Genomic DNA, 22299 nt, shown 5'->3' with positions numbered 1-22299 from the left:
GCGAAATGAAGAGAGGGACGCGCAGGAGTGCATCCGTCCGTGGTCGTTTCACGCGCCTTCCGCAATGAACGCCCTACCTTTTTCCGTTCGGCGGCGGATCGATCATCAACCACACGATCGCCTCCCAGCCCCACTTGCCGTCCTGCTTCGTGAAGAAAAGCTTCTCCATCGAGACGGACTTCACCGCCTTGCCGTGTTTGACCAGCAAGGCATTGCAATCCGCGACAAACGGTGACCGCAGCAAGCCCTGCTCGACCAGCACCCGAAGCTTCGCGCTGTTTTTGAACTCCCAACGACCGAAGCCCGTTGGCGGCGGATGCTTTTGGAACTCGGGTTGCGCGGACACATAATCCATCACCGCCGCCTGGAATCCTGGACGACGGATCAGATCGCCGAGGAAAATATGGGCGATGGACGTGTTCGGCTGGTGAGAGATCGCCTCGAGAATCGCGCCGAGTTCCTGCGGATCGGTACTCTCCCGCGCCGGCGGCGCGATTACCCACGCATCATAAGCCGACGCCTCGGCTCGCGTGTAATGTTCCAAGCGGTGATCCCAGCGCAGCTCCGCGACACTTTGCGCACGCACCGTGGAGAGCACGCTGCAAAACAGCAACGCAAAGAAACCGGGCAAAAGCGGCTTCATGCGTCGGAAGGTGCGCGACGCGAGATGGTAAACCCGCGATGCTCCGGCTCGGTGCGCGGTTCGAATTCCTTCCACACCAGGCGCAGATGGCGCGCGTCGCGCACCTGCCATGCGGCGCGTTCGGGCTCAGTGGTGCCGGGACGCCCCTTCTCGAATTTCGAGTCACTGATACTCGTCCCCGGCCAGACCAATCGCGAAGCGGTCAGCCCATCGCGCAGCGTCACGTCGGCCTGCAATCGCCCGATCGTCCCCTTCCACGCACCACCCGTTTCGGTAGTGTAGTGGAAGTAGCGCACGCTCGGCATCGTCCAGCCGTTCTCGACGGTATAGAAGCGCTCGACGACCACGTCGCGCCCCACCGGAAATTTCACCTCCAGCGTGTACCAGGCGCTGATGCCGTGCTGATGATGCGCATCCCAAAACGCGAAGTGTCCCCCCTCCTCACCCGGCGCGACCTCCACCACGTGCAGTTGCGATTTCACCGGCCGGCGATTCACCGCCGTGCGCATGCGGATGATCGGCGAGAGCGTCGGATCCATGAGCGGCCAACCGCGCCGGCGAGCGCCATCAATCGCGGCGCCCTCGTCGGGAAAGCCGAGGAGTTGGGTCACCGGCGCGTCGGTCTGGGTGTTGCGAAAATGAAAGGTGCAATGCACCGTGCTGCGCTTCGCCCCAAATTGCACTTCGATGTGCTCGGAAACCATGCGCACCGGGCTCTCGGTTTTCTCCAGCGGTTCCGGCCCGCGCGAGCCATCGTGCATGGCGCCGTCGTTGGCGATGACCGGGAGAGCGGCAAGCAGCACCAGACACGTAATGGGCGGGAAGCGATTCATGGTTTGGGAGAGAATACGGCGGGGGCAGACCCGATCTTGCGGAAATGTGTGTCGGCGGGGATTTTCCTACTCGCTGAAGCGGCACGCCGGATAGGAATGAGAGGAAGAATAGGACTGATGCGAGGGCCACCCAGCCGCCAAAGAAAAACGCCGCCCGCGACTACGCGCGAGCGGCGCTGAATTTCATCCGCAGTGAGCGACCGCGATCTTAGAGACTGTGAAATAAAGCGGCAGCGAGATTATTTGGCCCGCGAATCACACAGATGACGCCAATGAAAAATACGCCCATTTGTGTCATTCGCGTAATTCGCGGGCACTTTTTCACAGTCTCTTAGATCGCCTTGTATTTGCCGATCGTCGGCAACTTGTACGTGCCATCCGCCTCGGGCAGGATGGGCGGCTGTCCATTCAGATCCTGGAACTCCTTGCCAAACGGCACCTCGCTGGCAATCGCTTCATCCCACTTCATCAGTTGTCCACTCCAGCCGGCCATGCGGCCCATGATCGCCGTCATCGTGCTCTTCGCGCCGCGCTCGGCTTCCATATAGGGCTCGTTGTGGGTGATCGCCTTGAACAGGTCATTGTGCTCCTGCTGGTAGGGATCGATGATTGGGTTTTCCTTTTGGTAGTGCCACTCGTTCGGACCCGTAATGTTGAAGATCGTGCGGTCGTTGATGCACTCCAGCGAACCCTTCGTGCCGTGCGCATTTTCCGCGACGTAGTTCCAGCAATCCGGAATCTGCCGGTTCTGGTGAAAGAGCCGCGAGCCGTCGGCGTATTCGAACTCGATGGCGAAGTGATCCATGAGCCAGCCGGCATTCTCGCCGCGACGCACTTCCGCCCCGCACACACCCTTGGCCGTGATGGGATAGGCACCCTTGATCCAGTTAAAGACGTCGATGTTGTGCAAGCCCTGGTCGACGATGATGTCGCCGCACAGCCAGGCGAAGTAGAACTGGTTGTGCAATTGGAACTCGAGTTCGTTCCACTCCGGCTTGCGCTTCACGAAGGCGCGCGCCGCGCCCATGTCCCAGAACGTGCGGCCATACATGACGTCGCCGATCGCGCCATCCTGCACACGCTTCACCGCTTCGAGATAGCCGGGCTTGTGCCGGCGCTGCAGGCCCACGCCCACCTTGAGATTCTTCTTCTTCGCTTCCTCGGCAGCCTTGAGCACGCGACGGATGCCGATGGCATCGACGGCCACCGGCTTTTCGAGGAAGGCGTGTTTGCCCTGGCGGACCGCCTCTTCAAACATCATCGGACGATAGGTCGGCGGCGTGGCAAGGACGACAACGTCGCACGCCGCGATCACCTTCTTGTAAGCATCGAAACCGAGAAAAAGGTGATCGGGCGCCACATCGACTTTCGTCGAGTTCATCGCCGAGAGATTGCTGATCGCCTTGTCCGCGATGTCCTTGAACAACTCGCCGACGGCGACGAGTTGGATGTTTTCCATGGAATGCAGCGCCTGGTTCGTGGCGCCGGTGCCACGGCCACCGCAACCCACCATGCCGAGCTTCAGCGGCCCGCCTTCCGCGGCATGCGCGAAACGTTCAACGGAAAGTGCGCCGAGGGCAGCGGCAGCGCCGGTGGTGGTGCGAAGAAAACTGCGACGATTGATGGAGGAGTTGTCTAGGGGTGAGTTCATGGTGAGAGGCTGTGAAACATCAGAAAAAGCCCGCGCCCGGTCAATGCGGGAGAGAGGACGCATGGCATCGCTTCCACTCTTCCCGGCCCCACCGCGCCAGTGATCTTTGGCGGCTACCGCTAGCTTTCCTCGGGCAATAACTTGAGCTGCCTGGCCACTTCCACCGGCTTCGTCCCTCGCGACCGCTCGGAAAATGTCCGCGCCCACCTCAGCACGCACCGCTCGAGCAGGAACCAACTGGCCGCCCCCGCCAGAATCGACAAGATTGCCGACGCGCCAAGGAATGCCATGAATCCAAGGCGCTGCACCTTCGCGAGCGCGAGGCACTGCTGAATGGGGAACGCGTAAATGTAGATGCCGTAGGAAAAGTCGCCCCACTTTTCCACCCGCTCGAAGGGCAGCCGATGAGCCAGATACAGCACCAGGTACGGCCAGGCGATGGGCCACGCGAAATCGAAACCGCCCACCCAGCAGGTGATGAGCAATGCCGCACCAGCCACAGCCGCCAGCCAGCCCTTCCAGCGGAGAGCCTCCCGAAATTGGTAACAAGCCATCCCGGCGAGGAAGGCGAGAAACACCGAACGATAAAGCGGCTGGTGGAGTCCGAAAATGAAACCGTTTTCCATCACCCGCGCGACTGCGACCCCCGTTTCCGGGCGAATCAGAGCGAGCTGATGGAAACCGTAGAAGAGGAGAAAACAGAGTGGACCGGTGTATTTCCACCGCAGTGTCCCGAAGAAAGTCGCCAGGCCAAGACAAACGTAACAGGTCACCTCCGGTCCCAGTGACCACAGGGAGCCATTGACCGCGCCCGCCAATGGATTGTGCGCAAAGAGATTCGTGATCGGGTACTGCACGATCCGAAAAGCAGCGTTGCGCCACAGGTAGTCCCAGGCCGAATTGGGGCCGACGAGAATGCTTCCCCAGTAATCCAGGAAATGGCCGTATCTCGCGAGCGTGATCGCCGGGGCGAGGACGAAAACGGTCAGCAGTTGCACCGCCCAGAAACCGGGCGCGATGCGCGCGGCGCGATTGAGCGCGAATTGTCGAATCGACGGCTGACGCAAAGCGGACGCGGTGATGAGAAACCCGCTAATGACAAAAAATCCCAGGACCGCCAGCTCACCGATTTGCATTTGACCGTGCGAAAACGCGAGTAACGGGTCGACGCCAAAGCCCCCCAACCCAAAGGAATGGGAAAACAAAACGGCCAGCGCGAACGCAAGCCGAAGAAAGGTGAAGCTATTGCCACGTGGCATCCGCGCGGATTCGTAGCTAAAGCTGTGCCCCTTCCATCGCCCCCGCTGTCACTTCGACGATCGAATACATCAGGAGCCCAGGCTGTGTTTACGCATTGAGGCTTCTAATGCGTCACGCGCAGGCGGACGAATCGCTGGCTCCGACCGCCGTCGGGCAGCGTCGCTTGCACCTGCTGGACCGTGCCATTGTCGGAAAGAATCGTTTCGGAGACGCCGACGCTGCTCCAGCTATTGGACGAGAGCGAATCGCTCCACTCGACAATGAAGCTGATACCATCAGCCATCGCCCCATCGGCGCGCGGGTAGGTGAAGACGAGATTGCTGCCGTTGTGGGTGATATGGCCCGGCGCCGCAGTGGCATGCGTCGGGTCGCTGCCAATGGCAAACTCGAGGAGATTCGGCACGCCATCGCCATCGAAATCCGCAGTATCAGCGGCATTGCCCGTGGCCGAGGTGGTGCCAAACCAGGTCAGGCGCCAATTCTGCAGTTGCGTCAGCCCAGTGCCGGTCAGGCTGATATTGAAAGGATTGTTGCTGGCGGCATTGCTCGCCACATGCAGCGCGGCACTGCGCGGGCCGGCCGCGCCGGGAATGAATTGCACCGCAAAGGTCGCACTCTCGCCAGCGCTGAGGACGGAAGCCGGCGCGTAGGTAACGACAAAGTCAGTCGCATTCAAACCATCGATGGTAATGGCAAGATTGGTGAGATCGGCATTGCCGGTATTGAACACGGTGAAGGTCTGGGCGGCGTTCGCACCGGGAAGAAGCGCACCAAAATCGACCGTGCTGCCACCGGAGGTGAGCACGACGCCCGCGGGTTGCTGCACGCTGATTTGCGGCGCCACCGGATCGGAAAGCGGATAGGAAAAATCCTGCTCGAGAATGCCCGAGCTGCCGCCTTGTTTCCCGCCCCTCGCCCAACCGCGGGCGCGAATCAATCCGCTGGAAGGCAGGCTCAACCCGACGAGTTGCCAGCCGCCGCTGATTCGCACGCCATTCCCAAGCGCGTTCCAAGTTGCCCCGCCGTCGTTGGAGAGATCGAAAGTCACCCCGGCGATCTCCGGCCCTGCACCACTCCGGTTCCACTCGATCTGCGTGAGATCAGGGACGGACAACATCTGTAGAGCAGGATCACTTTCCAACAGCGCCAAACCCTCATGCGCCTCCCCGAACATCGTGTTGAAGGCCCCGCCCGCGAGCACCTCTCCATTGGCTTGGAACGCCACGGAATAGACCATTGCGTTGGCATCCGGATCGAAGGCGGTATCCAGCGTCCCATCGGTATTGAAACGGGCGATGTTATTGCGCCCGGTCGTTCCGACGTTGCTGAAAAAACCGCCGATTACGACTTTGCCGTCTGTCTGGAGGGCGGCAGTGAAAACCCGCCCATCCGTATTGGGGTCGAAATTCGCATCGAGCGTTCCATCGGAAGCCACGCGAGCGGCATGGTTGCGCGTAATGCCGTTCACCGCAGTGAATTGCCCCGTGAGGACGACACTGCCATCTGGCTGCACCACTACGCTGTCGACCGCGTTATTCGTGGTAGCGGTAAAAGTGCTGTCCGTGGTGCCATTGGCATTCAGGCGAGCGATCCCTTTTTGGGCCACACCGTTCACCTTGGAAAAGAAACCGCCAATGACGATCCGGCCGTCGTCTTGAAGGGCGGCACTCTCGACCCAAACATCGACCGAGGGCGCAAAGCTTGTGTCGAGAGAACCATCGCCATTGAGGCGGGCGAGGTATTTCTGGAAGGTCGTTCCCACAGTGGAAAAAAAACCACCGATCAAGATTTTGCCATCGGGCTGGAAGGCGATCGAGCTGACGCTGTCATCCACTGCGACGGCAAAACTGGTATCGAGCGACCCGTCGGGATTGAGCCGCGCAAAATTTTTCACGGCTACGCCGTTCACATGAAAGAAAGAACCGCCGATGAGGATTTTCCCGTCACTCTGCACGGCCACGCAGTTCACGATCGAGTCCGCCGCGGCACTGAAGCTCGTGTCGAAAGAACCGTCCCGATTGAGCCGGGCGATATTGTTGAATGCTTTTCCCTGAACCTGACCAAAAAAGCCACCGACCACGATGCGGCCATCCGGTTGTATGGCCGTAGCCTGGATGGTGGTCACATTGGGATTAAAACTATCGTCGATACTGCCCGGTGGTAGCGTCAGGGCCGTGGTGAAAACGCCATCATTACTCGTCACGGTACCCTGGCTGTTGGTTATAGTGACCTGGTAGTGGTAAGTGGTACCTGGCAAAAGGCCGGTGACCTTGAGTCCTCGAATCTGGGTGAAGCCGCTGCCAATGATAGGTCCGGCAACGGTGGTCCCGTAGTTCGTATCGAGCCCATACTGGAAGGTGACGGATGCGCTGGTATCCATGGCGTCAACGGAGGCCTTCAACACGGCGTAAGTATCCGCGACATCGGGGTGGCCGGTGGCAGCTGTTGGTAGAGTCGGGACGGTTAGGAGGATGGGGTAAGTATTCTGCGTGATCCCGTTTTGAGCAGTAACGACCAGTGGGATGGTCGTATTTCCGGGGGCCACGGCGACCACGGCGCCCGTGGTTCCGCTCGGCAAGGCAATTCCGTTGACGCTGGCCGAGGCATTTGGATCTGAAAGAGTGAAGTTGATCGTCGCCGTCGTCGCATTCGTCGGAAGCACGGCATTGTAGGTCCCGGCTCCCGCGAATTGATTGAAAGGCGGGGTCAGGGAAACGCCGGTGACTCCCAAGGTCGTCAAAGTGGCGTTTTGGTTCAGCGCGATAAAAGTGAGATCATTACCGTAGGTGGTGCCCGTGGAACTCACCGCCACCACACGATAGTGATAGGTAAAATTGGCGATCAGATTGCTGATCGGAGCACTAACCGCCGAGAAATTGCTGCCACTGACGGGGGATGCCGTCGCCGCGACACTGGCGCCGTAGCTGTCGCTGAACCCATACTGGAACGTGACGGTAGTACTGTTCCCCAGCGCATTCACGCTGGCATTGAGCACCGCACCGTCCACAACGGAGGAAGTGGTCCCGCTGGCCGTAAGCTTCGCCGGTAGGGTATTCGCTACTGGCGCTTGGGAAGCACCGCCGAACGGGACCACCTGCTCAATTAGACTGACCGCCCCATCCCCCGCTCCGGTGGTCTCGTATCCTCGAGCGCGGAGATAACCGCTCGCGGGAAGGCTCGGACCGGTCCATTGCCAGCCGCCGCTGATCCGGGAACCACTGCCCAAGGAACTCCAAGTATTGCCGTTGTCGGTGGAGAGTTCGAAAGTCGCGGTCGAGATCTCTCCGCAGGCCCCGCTGCGCATCCACTGAGCGAGAGTGGGATTCGATGTGGTCAGCGAGGCCGTGGCCGTGCTGTTCAACAAACGGACGACCAAATTATCGAAGGAAACTGCAAAGCTGCCGCCCAGGAGAATCTTCCCGTCCCCTTGGAGTGCGATGCTGTAAATGGTCCCACTTACTCCCGCGCTGAAGGCAGCCGCACTTTCCAAGGTGCCGTCACTCCCGAGCCGCACCAGATTGGAGCGCGGCGAACCATTGAAGGTAGAGAAACCGCCACCGCAGAGGATCTTGCCGTCGGTTTGCAGAGCCAGGTTGTTAATGGTGCCACCCGGGCCGGTACCGGGATTGAAGGTGGTGGCGTTCTCCAAGGTGCCATCGCTATTCAGCCGCGCGATTCCGCTGCGCGAAGTTCCATTGATGGTGGCAAATGACCCGCCCAGGAGAATCTTGCCATCCGGTTGCAAGGCGATGCTGACCACGCTGCTATTCGCGCCCGTTCCGGGATTGAATGAACTATCGGAAAGTCCCGTGGACGTGAGCCGGGCGATCCGATTCGTCGGGGCGCCGTTGACGGTCGTAAACAATCCGCCGATGACGATCCTTCCATCTGGCTGCAGCGCGACGCAGTTGATCTGGCCGTTCGCGCCGACCGTGGGCGAAAAGGTTGGGTCGAGCGCTCCATCGGCATTCAAACGGGTGATGTGGGTTTGGCTGGAGCCATTGACGACGCCGAAACCACCGACGGCGATAATCTTGCCATCGGGTTGCAGCGCAATGCCCAGCACCTCACTACCTACAATGCCGGTCGTGAATCCGGAATCGAGACTACCGTCGGCATTGAAGCGACATAAAAAGCTCGCCGCCTGACCATTCATGGTGGTGAAAAGACCACCCGCGAGGATTTTGCCGTCCGGCTGAATGGCGAGACAATCCACGGTGCCATTTGCCCCGGTGCCAGGATTAAAGCCGGCATCCAGGCTGCCGTCGGCATTGAGCCGTGCGATGTTGTTTCGAGTGGTGGTGGGAAAGAAAGTTCCGACAGTGGGTAAATCCACCGGCGACAACGATCTTGCCGTCGGGGCTGGACGACAGCGGCGCGGGACGACGTTCTGCCCGCCCGTCACTGTCGCTCGGAATGTCGTATCCACGCTTCCCGCGGTCTGGGGCGTGGACCTCCAAGGCGAGGACACCGATCAATAAAGCCAAAGCAAGGAACACCTGGCGAGCCACACGGGAGGCCCATTCGATCATCTTCGAAATATCCATCGCGCGGGAAGGGTTAGGACAGCTTGAAAGGAGGGGAACGAGACCGCGTTGTCTCGCACAAAGCTGCCCCTCTGGCAATGGGTAAAACCGCGGCAGATGAGCCGCGGATTTTTAGACTACGGATACGGCCAATCGAGGCCGCCGCCCACCGGCTTACGCCGGAATTTCTGCGTCGAGCGCGGTGAGCAACTCGGTGATGGTCTCGCGGGTCTCGTCGCCCATGTTCGACAGGCGGAAGGTCTTGCCCTTCAGCTTGCCGTAGCCGCCATCAATGATGAAGCCGTGCTTGCTCTTGAGCGCGGCGAGCAGGGCGGGCACGTCGATGTTGCGATTGTTGGCCACGCAGGTCAGCGACTTCGAGCGGTAGCCCTCGGGCGCGAAGAATTCGAAGCCCTTCTTTTTCACCCACTCGTGGACCATGGCATTGAGCTGGGCATGGCGGGCGTGGCGGGCGGCGACGCCCTCGGTAAAGATGTCGTCGAGCTTCGACTGCAGCGCGTAGATGTGCGAAATGCTCGGCGTGCTCGGGGTCATGTCGTCGGCCTGGTTCTTGGCAAACTCGAGGAAGTCAAAATAGTAGCCGCGGCCCTTCACCGTGCCGGCACGCTCCATCGCCTTCTTGCTGGCCGAGAAGAGCGCGAGGCCGGGAGGCAGGGCGAGCGCCTTCTGCGAGCCGGTGAGGAGGACGTCGATGCCGAGTTCATCCATCGGGATCGGCATGGTGCTGAACGACGACACCGTATCGACGATGAGCATCGTTTCCGGAAATTCACGGACGGCCTCGGCGATTTCGCGGATGTCGCTCATCACGCCGGTCGAGGTTTCGTTGTGAATGACGGTCACGGCATCAAAGCCGCCCTGCTTGAGCTGCTCGCGAATCTGCTCGCCGCGAATGGGCTGGCCCCACTCGACCTGCAGCGCCACGGCTTCCTTGCCGCACTTCTTCGAAACGTCGAACCATTTGTCCGAAAATGCGCCGCACATGCAGTTCAGCACCTTGCCGGTGCCGACGAGGTTGCGGAGCGCGCCTTCCATGACGCCCCATGCCGACGACGTGGACAGGAACACCGGCTGCTGCGTGCCGAAGAGCTCCTGCAGGCGCGGATGAATCGAGGCGTAAAGCTTTTTGAAGTCGCCGCTGCGGTGACCGATCATCGGCTGGCAAAAAGCGCGGAACGTTTTCTCAGAAACCTGAACGGGGCCGGGAATGAAAAGCTTGGGCATTTGGAAGTGATGGTGATTGGTGAAGTGCCTCTCCGCAAAGTCGCAGGACGGAAAGGGGCGGTGTTTCTACATCCGAATTTCGAAATTCGAAATCGAAAAGTTCACGTCACTCCCAAATGAACTTTTCCAACCGGAGCTGATTGAGCCGGGCGCGGGCATCCGCGGCGCGGGGGCCTTCGAGCTTTGCCATCTTCTGGTAGATGCCGATGGCGGCCTTCCAATTTTCCTTTTGCTCGAAGAGATGTGCGGCGTCGAAACCCGCCTTGTAGAACCAGAAAAACTCACGCCCCTCGGCCACGGTCTTGTCGAGCACGTCGTAATACGCGGTGAGCGCCTCGGGCTCGCGGTTGAGTTGCACCAAGGTGAGGCCTTTCTTGTAAAGGGCCTGGTTGCGCCACGTCGGCGTGACTCCCGGGAGCGCGGCCAGTTCATCGAAGACGGTCACGGCCGCTTCCAGTTGCGCCGGTTCTTTGCGTCCCATCGCGCGGAGATTGTCGCCCTTGCTGCACATCGCGGCGTAGCGCAATTCCGGGTCCGGCGCCGGTTGGGCGGAAAGAATCAGGTCGTAGATCGTCACGGCTTCACCCTCCTTGCCGAGCCGGCTTTGCACGATGGCCTGCTGTTGCCGGGCGTAGAGCTTGAGCGGGCCGTCGAGTTTCACGACTTCATCAAAGAGGCGCAGGGCGCGATCCACCGCGCCGCTATCCAGCCATTGCGTCGCCGCCTGCCCCGCGAGGTAGAGCGCGGTCTCCGTATACGGGCCGTTGGGATTTTCGCGCGCGATCAAGGTGAATTGCGTCTCCGCATTCGCATGGTCACCGGTGCTGAAATACGTCTGCCCGAGCTTCATTCGCACTTCAGGCAGATAGGCAGAACGCGGAAAGTCGTGCAGGAATTTGCGCGCGCGCTCGATGACTTTCGCCGGGTTTGGCGGCGTTTCGGCATCGGCGAGAAACACCGCGAGGCAGGCTGCCCGCGCCGCAGTGTCGGTGTCAGGTGAAGAGCTGTCAACGACCTGCAAATACCGCCCAGCGCCCAGCTTATCGCCATCCGCGAACGCCAGCTCGGCCAGCGCCACCTGCGCTTCGTTCTGGCGCCGATGCTTTGGAAAATTGTGCAGGTAAAGCTCGATGGTGTCTCCCGCGTGCGGATCACCGGCCCGCGCCTGAGCGAAGCCTTCCTCCAGCAGGAGATCGCTGCGCAGTGCGCTGTTCGGCGCCAGGTTGCTGAGGTCCCGGTAATCCTTGAAAAAGCTCTCGTAATTGCGGCGGTTGAGTGCCGACAACGCGGCGTCGAAGGTGGCATTCACCCGCAGCTTTTCCGAGCCCTGGGCGGCGCGGTGAAAGAAGATTTCCGCGAGCAACGATTCACCCTGGCGATAGTGCACCAGCGCAGTGCGCATCTCGATCTCCGCTCGCTCCGCCTCATTCTGCGCCCGGCGTCCGGCTTCATCGAGCGCGTGCAATGCCGCGGGGAGATTGTCTTTGTCCAGATACAGATCGGCCTGCAAAAGATAGACCGAATTGAGCAGCGGGCTCGTTGGGTTGCCCAGGATGAAACTATCGAGCGTGGAGAGCGCCTTGTCGGTCTTGTGCAGGCGCCGGTACATCCGCGCGAGATAGTATTTCGCCAGGGCCGCGCGGCGCGGCGGCGTCTTTGCCGCCCACTTCCGCAGTTCGGTGTCCGAAGGGCGCTCCTCCTGCGCGTACAATTCGTCGAGCCGGTCAAACGCTTCCTCGAGATACGCGCTGTCGTCATGATGTGCGATGAACCGCTCCAGCACGTTGTCGCCAGCCTCGAAGCCATTCAGCACCGCGCGCGCCTCGGCACTGCCGAGCACCGCGCCGAAGAAGAGGCTCTGCGTGAGTTCCGCGGGATTTTGCTGCAGTTCATCGAAAACCAGCAGGGCAGGCGCTGCCTGATCCTGCGCGAGCAGCAAACGCGCTTCGAGATACTGTTTCCATTTCGCCTCCGTGCCGCTGACCGCCGTCGCGTTCTTCACGATTTCATCCGCCTGCGAGACCTTCTTCAGATCGATCATGAGACTCGCCAGACGGAGACGCGCGCCGACGTTCGCCGGATGCTCCGCGGTAAATTTTTCCAGCATCTTCGCCGCGTCGTTGATCCGCCCGAGCGCCTGCAAGCATTCCACCGCACCGAGTTGCGCGGCCTCGCCGACGTCGGCCGAATCGGCCAGCGACTGGTAAACCGGCAGCGCTTCCGGCCAGCGTCCATCACCCGCGAAAATGTTCGCCTGGAGCAACCGCGCCGCGGGATCGCCTGCGTCCGCCAACGGCTGCACGACGGATTCCGCTTCCTCGAGTTCATCCGCGGCCAGCAGCGCAGCCGCCAATTCGTAATTGGCCGCCCGTTGGGTGTCCGCCGGCAAATCGTTCGACTTCAGCAGCACGCGCAGCTTTTGCACGGCCACTTCGGGGATGGCTTCCGCACGAGCCTGCCGCGCCTCCACGAGCAGCGCCGGGTCGTCGGCGTACAGTGGGGCGGTCGCGAGACAAAAAAGGAAAGGCAACAGGCGGCGCGTCATAGCATCCGCTGCAAATAGCGGCCCGTGTGGCTCTCGACAACCCCGGCAATTTTTTCCGGCGGTCCTTGCGCGACAATCTGTCCGCCGCCCGAGCCCCCTTCCGGGCCCATGTCGAGCACCCAGTCGGCGCACTTTATCACCTCGAGATTGTGCTCGATGATGATGAGCGTATTGCCCGAGTCACGCAGCTTCATCAGCACCTCGAGCAGCTTGTGGATGTCCGCAAAGTGCAGGCCGGTCGTCGGCTCATCCAGGATGTAAACCGTCCGCCCCGTGGCCTTCTTCGCCAGTTCGGTCGCGAGTTTGATGCGTTGGGCCTCACCGCCGCTCAGGGTGGTGCCGCTCTGCCCGAGATGCACGTAGCCGAGCCCCACGTCTTCCAGCGCGAGCAACTTGTCGGAGATTTGCGTGACGTTGCGGAAAAAGCGCGCGGCTTCGTCCACGGTCATGTCGAGAACGTCGGCGATGTTCTTGCCTTTATAGGTGATCTCCAGCGTCTCACGATTGTAGCGGCGCCCGCGGCAGACCTCGCATTCGACATACACATCCGCGAGGAAGTGCATCTCGATCTTCTTCATGCCGTCACCTTCGCAGGCTTCGCAGCGGCCGCCCTTCACGTTGAAGCTGAAGCGCCCGCCATCGTAGCCGCGAATGCGCGAGGCCGGCAGATTGGCGAAGAGTTCGCGAATCGGCCCAAACGCACCGGTGTACGTCGCGGGATTCGAACGCGGGGTGCGGCCGATCGGCGTCTGGTCGATGACGATCGCTTTATCGATCTGCTCCAAGCCGTGCAGCTTGGTGTGTTTTCCGGGACGTTCTTTCGAACGATAGAAATGGCGAAACAACGCGCGCCGCAGGATATCGTCGACCAGCGTCGACTTTCCACTGCCGCTCACCCCCGTGACACACGTGAGGCAGCCCAGCGGAAACGCCGCGGTCACTTCGCGCAGGTTATTCTCCGTCGCGCCGCGCAAGGTCAGCCATCCGGGCGAATCCGGCGTGCGCCATGTCCCTTGCGGCGCCTTGCGATGCCGCGGCACGGGAATGCGCGTCCTGCCGCCGAGATATTGGCCGGTCAGCGAATTCTCAACTGCGAGAATCTGTTCGAGATTGCCCTGCGCCACGATCTGCCCGCCGCGCGCACCAGCGCCGGGCCCAAGATCGAGAATGTGATCCGCCGCGCGAATGGTGTCCTCATCGTGCTCGACGACGATCACCGAGTTCCCCAGATCGCGCAGTCGCCGCAGCGTGCCGATCAATCGGTCATTGTCGCGCTGGTGCAGACCGATGCTCGGCTCATCGAGCACATAAAGACAGCCCGCCAATCCAGAGCCAATCTGCGTTGCCAGCCGAATACGCTGCGCCTCGCCACCGCTGAGCGTGCCGCTCTCGCGATCGAGCGAAAGATAGCCCAGCCCCACCTCGACGAGAAAGGCCAGCCGCGCCGCGATCTCCCGCCGCACTTCACTCGTGATGAAGCGCTGCTGCTCATTCATCGAAAGCTCTTCGATAAATCGTCCCGCATCCGCAATCGTCAGTTGGCAGAAGCCGTGAATATTCCGCTCTCCAAGCAACCCCGCATCCCCCAGCGCATCGCTGCGAATCGTCACCGCGAGGATCTCCGGCTTCAATCGCGCCCCCTGGCACGCCGAGCAGGTCCGCCGGCTCATGTATTGCCGGATGCGTTGCCGCGTGAATTCGCTCTCCGTCGTGTCGTAAAGATTCTGCAACGACGCCACCAACCCGTCGAAAGGCTTCTCCACCTTCGTGCGCTTGCCATTCTCGCCCCAGTTCAGCGTCACCACGCGCTCACCCGTGCCGAAACAGAGCGCCTGCTGAAATTTCTCCGGCAACTCCCGATAAGGCGCCTCCATCGAGACGCGATATTCCTTGGCCAGCGATTCCAGCACGCCGCTGTAGTAGCCCTGCATGCGCTTGCCCGCCTTCGCCCATGGCGCCACCGCACCTTCGGTCAGCGATTTATCCTGATCCGGGATCATCAACTCCGCGTCGCACACCAGTTCCGTGCCCAAACCATGGCACATCGGACACGCTCCAAAGTGGCTGTTGAACGAAAAATGTTTCGGCGTGAGCTGCGGTAACGTGAATCCGGTATTCGGATTGCTGTAATCAATCGAATACTTCAACTCATCCCAGACTTCCGGCAACGCCTCGCCCACCCGGCGCAGCACCGCCAGCCGATTCCCGCCCCACTTCAAAGCCGTATCCACCGAATCCGCCAACCGCGTCCGCACTCCCTCCCGAATTACCAAACGATCCACGACCACCTCGATCCGATGCTTGCTCCCTTTTTCCAGTCGAATGGGCTCCGGGCGCCCCAGTTCGATGATCTCCCCATCGACTCGCACCCGCACAAAGCCCTCCCGCTTCAGCTTCTCAATGACGTCCCGAAACTCCCCGACCTCGTCCTGCACCAGCGGCGCGAGCAGCACGATGCGGCTCTCCGCGGGGTAAGCCACGATCTGATCCACGATCTGCTGGGGCGTCAGCTTGCTGATCGGCGCGCCCGTCGACGGGTCGTGCGGCTGACCGATCGAGGAATAAAGCAGCCGCAGGTAGTCGTAAATCTCGGTGGTCGTCGCAATCGTCGAGCGCGGGTTGCCCCCGCTGCTGCGTTGCTCGATGGCAATCGCCGGCGACAGCCCCTCGATGAAGTCCACGTCCGGCTTCTGCATCTGGTCGAGAAACTGGCGCGCGTAGGCGCTCAGGCTTTCCACGTAACGCCGTTGGCCCTCCGCGTAAAGCGTATCAAAGGCCAGCGACGACTTGCCGGACCCGCTCATACCAGTGATAACGACCAGCTTTTCCCGCGGAATCTCGAGTGTGAGATTCCGGAGATTATGCTGGCGTGCTCCGGTGATTCTGATTACTTCTGCTGGCATTTCCGCCGATGGGTTGAATCGGCAAATCAAGCACAATCACTATCCCGTCTCCAGAGGTAATTGCGATGTCCACCCCTTTTGAAATGACAAGAGAAGAGCTGCAAGCGATCCATGAGAAGTATCGCGAGGTAAAGCACGACATCAACAATACTCTGGCCGTAATCATGGCCCTCTCGGAATTGGCCCAGCGGAATCCCGCGCATTACGAGAAGCTGGCCAAGGCCGTTCTCACCCGCGGCCCCGACGTCGTCCAGAAGCTCCAGGACTTCCAAAACCTCCTCGGCGCCAGGCTCAAAGACGGTGGCGGCGCCCCGCCGACGAGCCATCCGACTTCGGGCGTTTTCTAGGCTGAATCGCGCCAAAGAGGCGCACTGTTCTCAACCAAAACGCGGAAGCAAATCTCCGGGGAGCGCACTCGTCCCGAGTGCTGGTTTCGGCGTCTCGCCGAAACGAACTTGGTGTGATGCCGGATTAAAACGCGGAGTTTCGCTTTTTGAAACTGCACTCCAAAGCCCACAAAGGCGGGAAGCTTTTGCAGCTCTATCACTCGGCCAGCGGTTTTACTAGAAACGGACTGTCCTACTCCTCCGCCTTCGGCTCTTCCGCCGGCGCCGGCTGCTCCGGCACTTCGGCGATCAGTTCAGACAACGTCTCCATCAGTTTCTTCACGCCCTTTTTCTCGTCTGCTCCGACCGGAATCACCGTCAGCTTCCGATAGCGGGTCTTGAAGAACTTCAGCTTCTCCGCCGCATCGGGCAGATCCATCTTGTTCGCCACCACGATCCACGGGCGTTCGCTCAGCTTCGGATCATAGAGATCCAGTTCCTTACGCAGCTTCTGCAAATCCTCCAGCGGCTCGCGCCCTTCGCTCCCCGCCATATCCAGCACGAAGACCAGCAGCTTGCAGCGCACGATGTGCCGCAGGAAATCATGACCGAGGCCCACATTCTCGTGCGCCCCTTCGATCAGCCCCGGAATATCCGCCACTGTCAGCCGCCGGTACCCCGGCAGTTCTACCACGCCAATGTGCGGCGTGAGCGTCGTGAAAGGATACGGCGCCACCTTCGGATGCGCCGCTGAGATTCGCCCCAGCAGCGTCGACTTTCCGGCATTCGGATAACCCACCAAGCCCGCATCGGCGATCTTGCGCAGCTCAAAGTAAAAATACCCCTGTTCCCCCGGCGTCCCCTCGGTGTAGCGCGTCGGCGCCTGGTTCCGCGAACTCTTGAAATGCACATTGCCGATGCCGCCCTTGCCGCCCTTGCAGAGCACGAACTCCTGCCCCGGCTTCGTCAGGTCGGCGATCAACTCCAACTCATTCGGGTCGATCGGCGCCTTGCGATCCCGCTTCGGCCGATCTTCGCCTTCCGGCGTCTTGGTGAAATCGACAAACATCGCCCCGTCGCCGTGGGTCACCATCGGGTCCGGGCCTTCCGGCTCTTCGCTTGGCAGGCGGTAGACCATCGTGCCGATCGGCACCGGCACGATCTTATCCGGCGCACTCTTGCCGAAGCATTGCCGGCTCTGCCCACGCTCCCCGTGCTTCGCCTTGACGATTGGCTCGTAGAAAAAGGGCGTCAGGTTATCCGTGTGCGTATCCGCCCGGAGCACGACCGACCCACCGCGACCGCCATCGCCACCATCCGGGCCGCCCATCGGCACAAACGACTCCCGGCGAAACGTGGCAGCGCCATCCCCGCCGTCCCCGGCTTGGGCAAAAATGCGGATATGGTCGACAAACATGGCGGGTAAAAGAAAAGGGTGAGAGCTGAAAGATGAAGGATGAAGAGCGCGCCAGCAACCCGGCACTGCAGAAAGGAGCGGAGCTAAATTCTCCTCCTTCCCGCCTTCATCCTTCGGATTTTGCGGGCGCGCACTGTGGCAGAGAATCGCCGGAATGCAAATCCCAGCCCATTAAAACCAATCTCGGTGGATCGCGATCTCCGAGCGCGACGACAAAAACAACGCGCGAAGCGCCCGACCCTTCCTGCCTTCTCCCGCAAATTCAGACGCCTCCGGCGTGTTTGCTTTTCCCATGTCGCCCGGAGGTCGACATCCACCTAAGCTCGATTCCACCCGCATTCTCATTCGTTCCCGAAGGATCATTCGTCATTCCCTCTCCCGCTCACCTATATCATCGCGGAGCGATCCAAATTCGCGGCCCAACGGTGGACTCTCAACTCTCAACCCTCAACTCTCAACTTCCCCCGCCCCCATGCCCGACCAGCGCCAACATCGCGGCCCCAACCCACACGACGCCGAAGCCTTCGCTCCCGAAATGCTTCCCCGTCTGCGCGCCGCGTGCGCGGATCTCTGCTGGCTCCTTTCCCGGGGCTACGCCGAAAAATCCGCCGGCACTCTCGTCGGTGATCGCTACGCCCTCACTGAGCGCCAGAGGATCGCCGTCCGCCGTTGCGCCTGCTCCGACGAACAACTCATCGACCGCCAGGGCCGCCAGGTCACCGACCCCTGTCGCACTCACCGGCGCCATCCTCGAAATCGACGGTTACAACGTCCTGACCACTGTCGAAGCCGCCCTCGCCAGCGCCGTCATGCTGATCGGCCGCGATGGCTCTTACCGCGACATGGCCAGCATGCACGGCAACTTCAAGAAAGTCGCCGAAACGCCCAAAGCCATCACCCTGATTGGCCAAACCCTCGCGCGCTATTCTCTGCAATCGGCCCTTTGGTATCTCGACGCCCCCGTCTCCAATAGCGCCCGCCTCAAACAACTCCTCCTCGAAATCGCCGCCGCCCAACATTGGCTCTGGCAAGTCGAACTCGTCCCCGACCCTGACCGCATCCTCGCCGTCTCCCCAGCCATCATCGCCTCCGCCGACAGCGCCATCCTCGACCGCTGCCCGCGCTGGCTCAGCCTCGCTCGCGAAGTCGTGGAAGAGCATCTCCCGCTCGCGACCACGGTGGAATTTCACATCCTCTCGCCAACAAAGCGAGGCTTTGGTAAGCCTACAGCAACCTCAAGGAATCCCCGACAACCTAAGTTCGGGTGAATAACAACGTTGGAGCTTCGCGAGCATGAATGGAATTCCCGAGCCCTGCGTCACTCATTTCAGCTATGAAAAAATTAACTCTCCTTGGATTGGTTTTCGGCACACTTCTCTTCATTCCGACCGGAGCTTTCGCGCGGGATAAACATGATCACAAAGATCGCGATCACCATCATCGTGATCATCATGATTGGTCCCATGATCGCGGTCATTGGTATCGTCGGCATGATGACCGGGATTACTGGCACCACCGCCGCGATATCGAAGACTATTACCGCTACGGAACTCCAGGTTACCAATTCTACTACTACGGACGGTAACCGCTGGTAACGACTGGAAAAATCCTCGATTCTTGGCGACCTGCCTTGGCGGGGTCGCCAACGTTATTCAAGAAAGTCTCCCTTCGTTACCGAAGTGGCAATTCCGTTGCGCGGTTGCGTCCGGCAGCGGCCAGTCGCCGACGCGGAACAAAGCATTCAGCGCGAATTGGCTCAGCAATTAATTAACCGCCTCCAGCCCACAACAAACGCGATGATGAGCGCGCCAATCCAGCCCAGGAACATGCCCAGCGCCACGATCACCACACGCGCCACACAGTCCCGAACTACCTCGAGCCAACCGCTTCCACGTTGCGGTTGGATGGGCTTATTCACCGGCACTGGGGAGGAAATAGCGTCAGCGGAATTCGCGTTCATGGCAGAGCGGCATCAGCGTGAGTATTACGGCGTGCGATACGTTGCGCAATCTCCTCTTTCAAGTCGTCGGCGGAAAATCCAGCATCCCTGACCATCTCGAGAATAGCCGCGGCATCCGGGCCATTCGCCCGTGAGGCCTGGACCAGCGCATAAAGCCGCACCGCGCGGCGTCCCGTCCGACAATAGAGGCAGGCCGGCATGGCTTTCGGCGTCAACGCCTTGTCGAGCGCCTCCACTGCTTCCGGCGGGATGCTTTCGTGAGGCACCGGGATGTAGCGGAAGATGATGTCATAGGCAAAGGCCACCTCTACCATTTCCGAAGAGGATGGTTGATGCGGCGCCTCTCCATCCGGCCGTATATCGACGACGGTTTTGATGTGATATCTCGGCAACCCGGCAATTTGTTTCGGCCTCAATTGCGACGTGAAGTAAACATCCTCCTGTCCGAGTCGCGTGAGCTTGGGGACCCGTCCATACGGGCCGCCATCCCGCGCGAGATAGAGGGCGGTCAGCATCACCGTCATGGTGAGCAATAACGAACCGATGAAGAGCCAGCGTTTCTTGACATGGAGGAAAAACATGAGGCGTGGGCGCGGAATGAATGATCGGGAACAAGCGATGCGTTGCGAAGGATGCTCTTATATCAGTCCCGCGTCCACACGCTGAAATTGACGCCCTTCCCGCGGGACGCGTCTGCGCTATCTTGGGCCTCGTCTCTCATCCGATCCATATATATCTTCTTTGTCGCCTCGCGAATGACTTCCTCTTTTCTCCTGCCTGCCGACTACCGACGGATCAAAGTCGTCCATTATTTCGATGAACTGGTAGCGACGCCCTTTACAGACGGGATGAATGCGCTGTGCTGGCCGCGGGCGCTGGACGGCGATTTTGGCGAAGTCGTGCGGAGACTTGAGGTGGAAAACGGTGAAGGTATCGTGACGCTCGAGGAAGAGCGGCTGCGGAGTCTCGAAGTGAGCGCGGCCGGGCGAATGGCGGTCGGGCAGATGCTCGCCGATCTGCAGCGGCTGCGAGACCTGGATCGGGAGCCGGTGCTCAATTGCATTTACGGTTACCCGCGCGATGAAGAGCCGGGGCCGGTCGCCACGGATGTCTTTTCCTTCCACGCCGACAGCGCGCCGGTGGAAGCGGATACCTGGCTATGCACTTATTACGGACCACCGAGCGAAGGGCTGCGCAACGAAGAGGCGCTTCGGCGGGTGGATATTCCGGAGACGCGTGCGGAGTTACTGCGACTTTTCGGCGGCGAAGAGGACGAGGCCTTTGCCGAGTGGTTGAGTGAGCATTGCTACGACCTCCACTACGCCCCGCTCCCGAATGCGCGACCATTTTCTTTTGGCCATGGCAATCTGTGGCGGATTGCCGTGGATTGGCCCGGCAGTGCGGTGCCGCCCTGCGTGCACCGGGCACCCGCGCATTCTCCGGACGAACCGCCGCGGTTGTTATTGATCAGCTAGCGGTCACGGTTTCTCAATCCGTCTCGACTCCAGGTCGTCCCGCGTGCACTCTCCCGCCCATTCATGAGCCAGACGCGCCGGAGATTCATTCGCACGTCCGTATCGGCTGGGGCCGCGCTTTTTGCCAAAGCGTTGGGTGTTCCGCCGAAACGTCCCGCTTCAACACCCACGCCGGAACCGCCGCGGCAGACGGAGGACGTTCTCTTTCTTCGTCCGGATGATTCCGGCTACGCCGCGGCACGGCAGGTTTACAACGCGGGCATTCTGCTGCGGCCGAATGTCATTGCCTCGTGCGCCACGGAAGCTGGCGTGCAAAAAGCCCTGGAGCGTGCGCGGACAGAAAACTGGCCGGTGGCGGTGAAATCCGGCGGGCATTCTTTCGAAGGCTTCTCGCTGAATGACGACGGACTGGTGGTCAATGTCGCCCCGATGCGCGACCTGCATCTTGACCCGAAAAGCGGATTACTCACTGCCGGCGCGGGCTGCCGCTTGCGCGAGGTGAACCAATATCTGCTCCCAAAGGGACGCTTTCTGCCTTCGGGTTCGTGTGCCACCGTGGGACTCGCCGGGCTCACCCTCGGCGGCGGCTACGGGATGTTTGCCCGCAAATGGGGGCTGACCTGCGATCATCTGCGCAGCTTCCGCATGGTGGATGGCACGGGTGCGATCCGCGATTCGGCCGAGGATCCCGAGTTGCTCTGGGCCGCGCGCGGCGGCGGCAACGGACACTTCGGCGCAGTGACGCAACTCACCCTGCAAACCCGCCCGGTGCCCCGCGCTTTTTCGTCGTGGAAATTCCGCGCCTATCATCTCGACGAAGCACGCGCGACCGCGCTCCTCGCCGCGTGGTTCGAGGCTACAACCGCATTGCCGGACGATGCTTTCTCCGCCTGGATCATGAACGGCAGCCAGGTCACGGTGCTGCTCACCACCATCGGTTCGAGCGAAGACAAAGGGATCGTAGCCTTCCGCCGTGCGCTCACCGCGCAGACGAACAAGGCGACTGCCGCTCCGGTAGTGCCGCTGACGAAATCCATGCCCTGGTATTACGGCGGCCCGGGCCCGGAATATTTCAAGAACACCAGTGCGGGCTTCTATCGCGGCATGGATGATCTTCGCAGTGCGCTGCCGGGCATCTTCTTCGAGGTCTTCACCAAGCCGGGACTCGTCTTCCAGATCAATACCATGGGCGGCGCCATTACCCACGGAGCCGATGGCGCCTATCCGCATCGCGCGTGGTCCTATCTCGGCGAAGCCCAGGCCTATTGGGACAACCCCTTTCACGCCTCCGCTTTGCGCGCGGCCATTGGACGCATTCGCGATCACATCGCCAAGGCGGGCGTCACGAGCCATTACGCAAATTATCCCGACCTCGCTTTCACCGACTGGCCAACGGCTTATTACGGCGCGGAGAATTATCGGCGTCTTCAAGCGCTGAAGAAACGCTACGATCCGGATGACCACATCCGGCATCCACAAAGCGTGCGGTTGCCCAGCTAAGATCCGCCTCAGCGG

General features: G+C 60.8%; 15 protein-coding genes and 1 pseudogene. 6 read left to right on the top strand and 10 right to left on the bottom strand.

The genetic code is table 11. The annotated features are described in order from the left end of the window. Positions 1-73 precede the first annotated feature (73 nt). The 8 genes from CFE428DRAFT_RS01555 to uvrA form a co-directional block, all read right to left on the bottom strand. On the bottom strand, positions 74-643 hold the full coding sequence (locus tag CFE428DRAFT_RS01555) for a hypothetical protein (protein ID WP_006977658.1): 570 nt from the start codon (positions 641-643) through the stop codon (positions 74-76). Next, the gene (locus CFE428DRAFT_RS01550; RefSeq protein WP_006977657.1) at positions 640-1476 is read right to left on the bottom strand and encodes a hypothetical protein; all 837 of its coding nucleotides are present in this window, start codon (positions 1474-1476) and stop codon (positions 640-642) included. The genes CFE428DRAFT_RS01555 and CFE428DRAFT_RS01550 overlap by 4 nt, the downstream gene beginning before the upstream one ends. A 331-nt stretch (positions 1477-1807) precedes the next feature. After that, positions 1808-3127: a Gfo/Idh/MocA family protein gene (locus CFE428DRAFT_RS01545; RefSeq protein ID WP_006977656.1), complete on the bottom strand. Its 1320-nt coding sequence runs from the start codon at positions 3125-3127 to the stop codon at positions 1808-1810. Positions 3128-3246: 119 nt separating this feature from the next. Then, entirely contained in the window at positions 3247-4386 is a 1140-nt protein-coding gene (locus CFE428DRAFT_RS01540) for an acyltransferase family protein (protein WP_006977655.1), read from the bottom strand. Positions 4387-4490: 104 nt separating this feature from the next. Continuing rightward, positions 4491-8723 (bottom strand): beta strand repeat-containing protein, encoded by a 4233-nt coding sequence (locus CFE428DRAFT_RS01535; RefSeq protein ID WP_006977654.1) that lies wholly within the window; start codon positions 8721-8723, stop codon positions 4491-4493. A gap of 364 nt (positions 8724-9087) precedes the next feature. Next, on the bottom strand, positions 9088-10158 hold the full coding sequence (locus tag CFE428DRAFT_RS01530; protein ID WP_006977653.1) for a pyridoxal-phosphate-dependent aminotransferase family protein: 1071 nt from the start codon (positions 10156-10158) through the stop codon (positions 9088-9090). Positions 10159-10264: 106 nt separating this feature from the next. After that, positions 10265-12688 (bottom strand): tetratricopeptide repeat protein, encoded by a 2424-nt coding sequence (locus CFE428DRAFT_RS01525; RefSeq protein ID WP_237705416.1) that lies wholly within the window; start codon positions 12686-12688, stop codon positions 10265-10267. 11 nt (positions 12689-12699) lie between these two features. Next, complete coding sequence (gene uvrA / locus CFE428DRAFT_RS01520) at positions 12700-15606, bottom strand: excinuclease ABC subunit UvrA (protein ID WP_006977651.1); 2907 nt, start codon at positions 15604-15606, stop codon at positions 12700-12702. Positions 15607-15671: 65 nt separating this feature from the next. On the opposite strand from uvrA, the gene CFE428DRAFT_RS01515 reads away from it, so the two are divergent. Then, entirely contained in the window at positions 15672-15953 is a 282-nt protein-coding gene (locus tag CFE428DRAFT_RS01515) for a hypothetical protein (protein ID WP_006977650.1), read from the top strand. A gap of 232 nt (positions 15954-16185) precedes the next feature. On the opposite strand, the gene obgE is transcribed toward CFE428DRAFT_RS01515, so the two are convergent. Then, a complete protein-coding gene (obgE, locus tag CFE428DRAFT_RS01510; protein ID WP_006977649.1) occupies positions 16186-17349 on the bottom strand; it encodes a GTPase ObgE in 1164 nt (387 codons plus the stop codon). A 292-nt stretch (positions 17350-17641) separates the two neighbouring features. Here obgE and CFE428DRAFT_RS40860 point away from each other — a divergent pair. The 3 genes and pseudogenes from CFE428DRAFT_RS40860 to CFE428DRAFT_RS01495 form a co-directional block, all read left to right on the top strand. Then, positions 17642-17992: pseudogene (locus tag CFE428DRAFT_RS40860) on the top strand (DUF434 domain-containing protein); the annotation flags it as partial. After that, a complete protein-coding gene (locus tag CFE428DRAFT_RS38205) occupies positions 17973-18617 on the top strand; it encodes a DUF434 domain-containing protein (RefSeq protein ID WP_162145217.1) in 645 nt (214 codons plus the stop codon). The pseudogene CFE428DRAFT_RS40860 and the gene CFE428DRAFT_RS38205, both read left to right, overlap by 20 nt. Before the next feature lie 65 nt (positions 18618-18682). Continuing rightward, entirely contained in the window at positions 18683-18934 is a 252-nt protein-coding gene (locus tag CFE428DRAFT_RS01495; protein WP_131989182.1) for a hypothetical protein, read from the top strand. A 371-nt stretch (positions 18935-19305) separates the two neighbouring features. Here the strand turns inward: CFE428DRAFT_RS01495 and CFE428DRAFT_RS01490 are convergent, their stop codons facing one another. Beyond that, positions 19306-19890 carry a protein tyrosine phosphatase family protein gene (locus tag CFE428DRAFT_RS01490; protein WP_006977644.1) on the bottom strand — a complete coding sequence of 195 codons (585 nt, stop codon included), beginning with the start codon at positions 19888-19890 and terminating at the stop codon, positions 19306-19308. A 174-nt stretch (positions 19891-20064) separates the two neighbouring features. On the opposite strand from CFE428DRAFT_RS01490, the gene CFE428DRAFT_RS01485 reads away from it, so the two are divergent. Together CFE428DRAFT_RS01485 and CFE428DRAFT_RS01480 are read left to right on the top strand one after the other, a co-directional pair. Continuing rightward, complete coding sequence (locus tag CFE428DRAFT_RS01485; RefSeq protein WP_042724190.1) at positions 20065-20784, top strand: DUF1826 domain-containing protein; 720 nt, start codon at positions 20065-20067, stop codon at positions 20782-20784. A 63-nt stretch (positions 20785-20847) separates the two neighbouring features. Next, the gene (locus tag CFE428DRAFT_RS01480) at positions 20848-22284 is read left to right on the top strand and encodes an FAD-binding oxidoreductase (RefSeq protein WP_006977642.1); all 1437 of its coding nucleotides are present in this window, start codon (positions 20848-20850) and stop codon (positions 22282-22284) included. The last annotated feature ends 15 nt before the right edge of the window (positions 22285-22299 follow it).

Origin of the sequence: Chthoniobacter flavus Ellin428, assembly GCF_000173075.1 — a bacterium.
In the GTDB taxonomy this organism is placed as follows: Bacteria; Verrucomicrobiota; Verrucomicrobiia; order Chthoniobacterales; family Chthoniobacteraceae; genus Chthoniobacter; species Chthoniobacter flavus.
This window is presented reverse-complemented; position numbering and strand designations above follow the sequence as displayed.

Bases quoted from the DNA above. Each gene is read 5' to 3' on its own strand.
- obgE (WP_006977649.1), bottom strand. From the start codon at position 17,349: ATGTTTGTCGACCATATCCGCATTTTTGCCCAAGCCGGGGACGGCGGG.
- CFE428DRAFT_RS01530 (WP_006977653.1), bottom strand. From the start codon at position 10,158: ATGCCCAAGCTTTTCATTCCCGGCCCCGTTCAGGTTTCTGAGAAAACG.
- CFE428DRAFT_RS01550 (WP_006977657.1), bottom strand. From the start codon at position 1,476: ATGAATCGCTTCCCGCCCATTACGTGTCTGGTGCTGCTTGCCGCTCTC.
- uvrA (WP_006977651.1), bottom strand. From the start codon at position 15,606: ATGCCAGCAGAAGTAATCAGAATCACCGGAGCACGCCAGCATAATCTC.
- CFE428DRAFT_RS01540 (WP_006977655.1), bottom strand. From the start codon at position 4,386: ATGCCACGTGGCAATAGCTTCACCTTTCTTCGGCTTGCGTTCGCGCTG.
- CFE428DRAFT_RS01555 (WP_006977658.1), bottom strand. From the start codon at position 643: ATGAAGCCGCTTTTGCCCGGTTTCTTTGCGTTGCTGTTTTGCAGCGTG.
- CFE428DRAFT_RS01545 (WP_006977656.1), bottom strand. From the start codon at position 3,127: ATGAACTCACCCCTAGACAACTCCTCCATCAATCGTCGCAGTTTTCTT.
- CFE428DRAFT_RS01495 (WP_131989182.1), top strand. From the start codon at position 18,683: ATGAAAAAATTAACTCTCCTTGGATTGGTTTTCGGCACACTTCTCTTC.
- CFE428DRAFT_RS01485 (WP_042724190.1), top strand. From the start codon at position 20,065: ATGACTTCCTCTTTTCTCCTGCCTGCCGACTACCGACGGATCAAAGTC.
- CFE428DRAFT_RS01480 (WP_006977642.1), top strand. From the start codon at position 20,848: ATGAGCCAGACGCGCCGGAGATTCATTCGCACGTCCGTATCGGCTGGG.
- CFE428DRAFT_RS01490 (WP_006977644.1), bottom strand. From the start codon at position 19,890: ATGTTTTTCCTCCATGTCAAGAAACGCTGGCTCTTCATCGGTTCGTTA.
- CFE428DRAFT_RS01515 (WP_006977650.1), top strand. From the start codon at position 15,672: ATGTCCACCCCTTTTGAAATGACAAGAGAAGAGCTGCAAGCGATCCAT.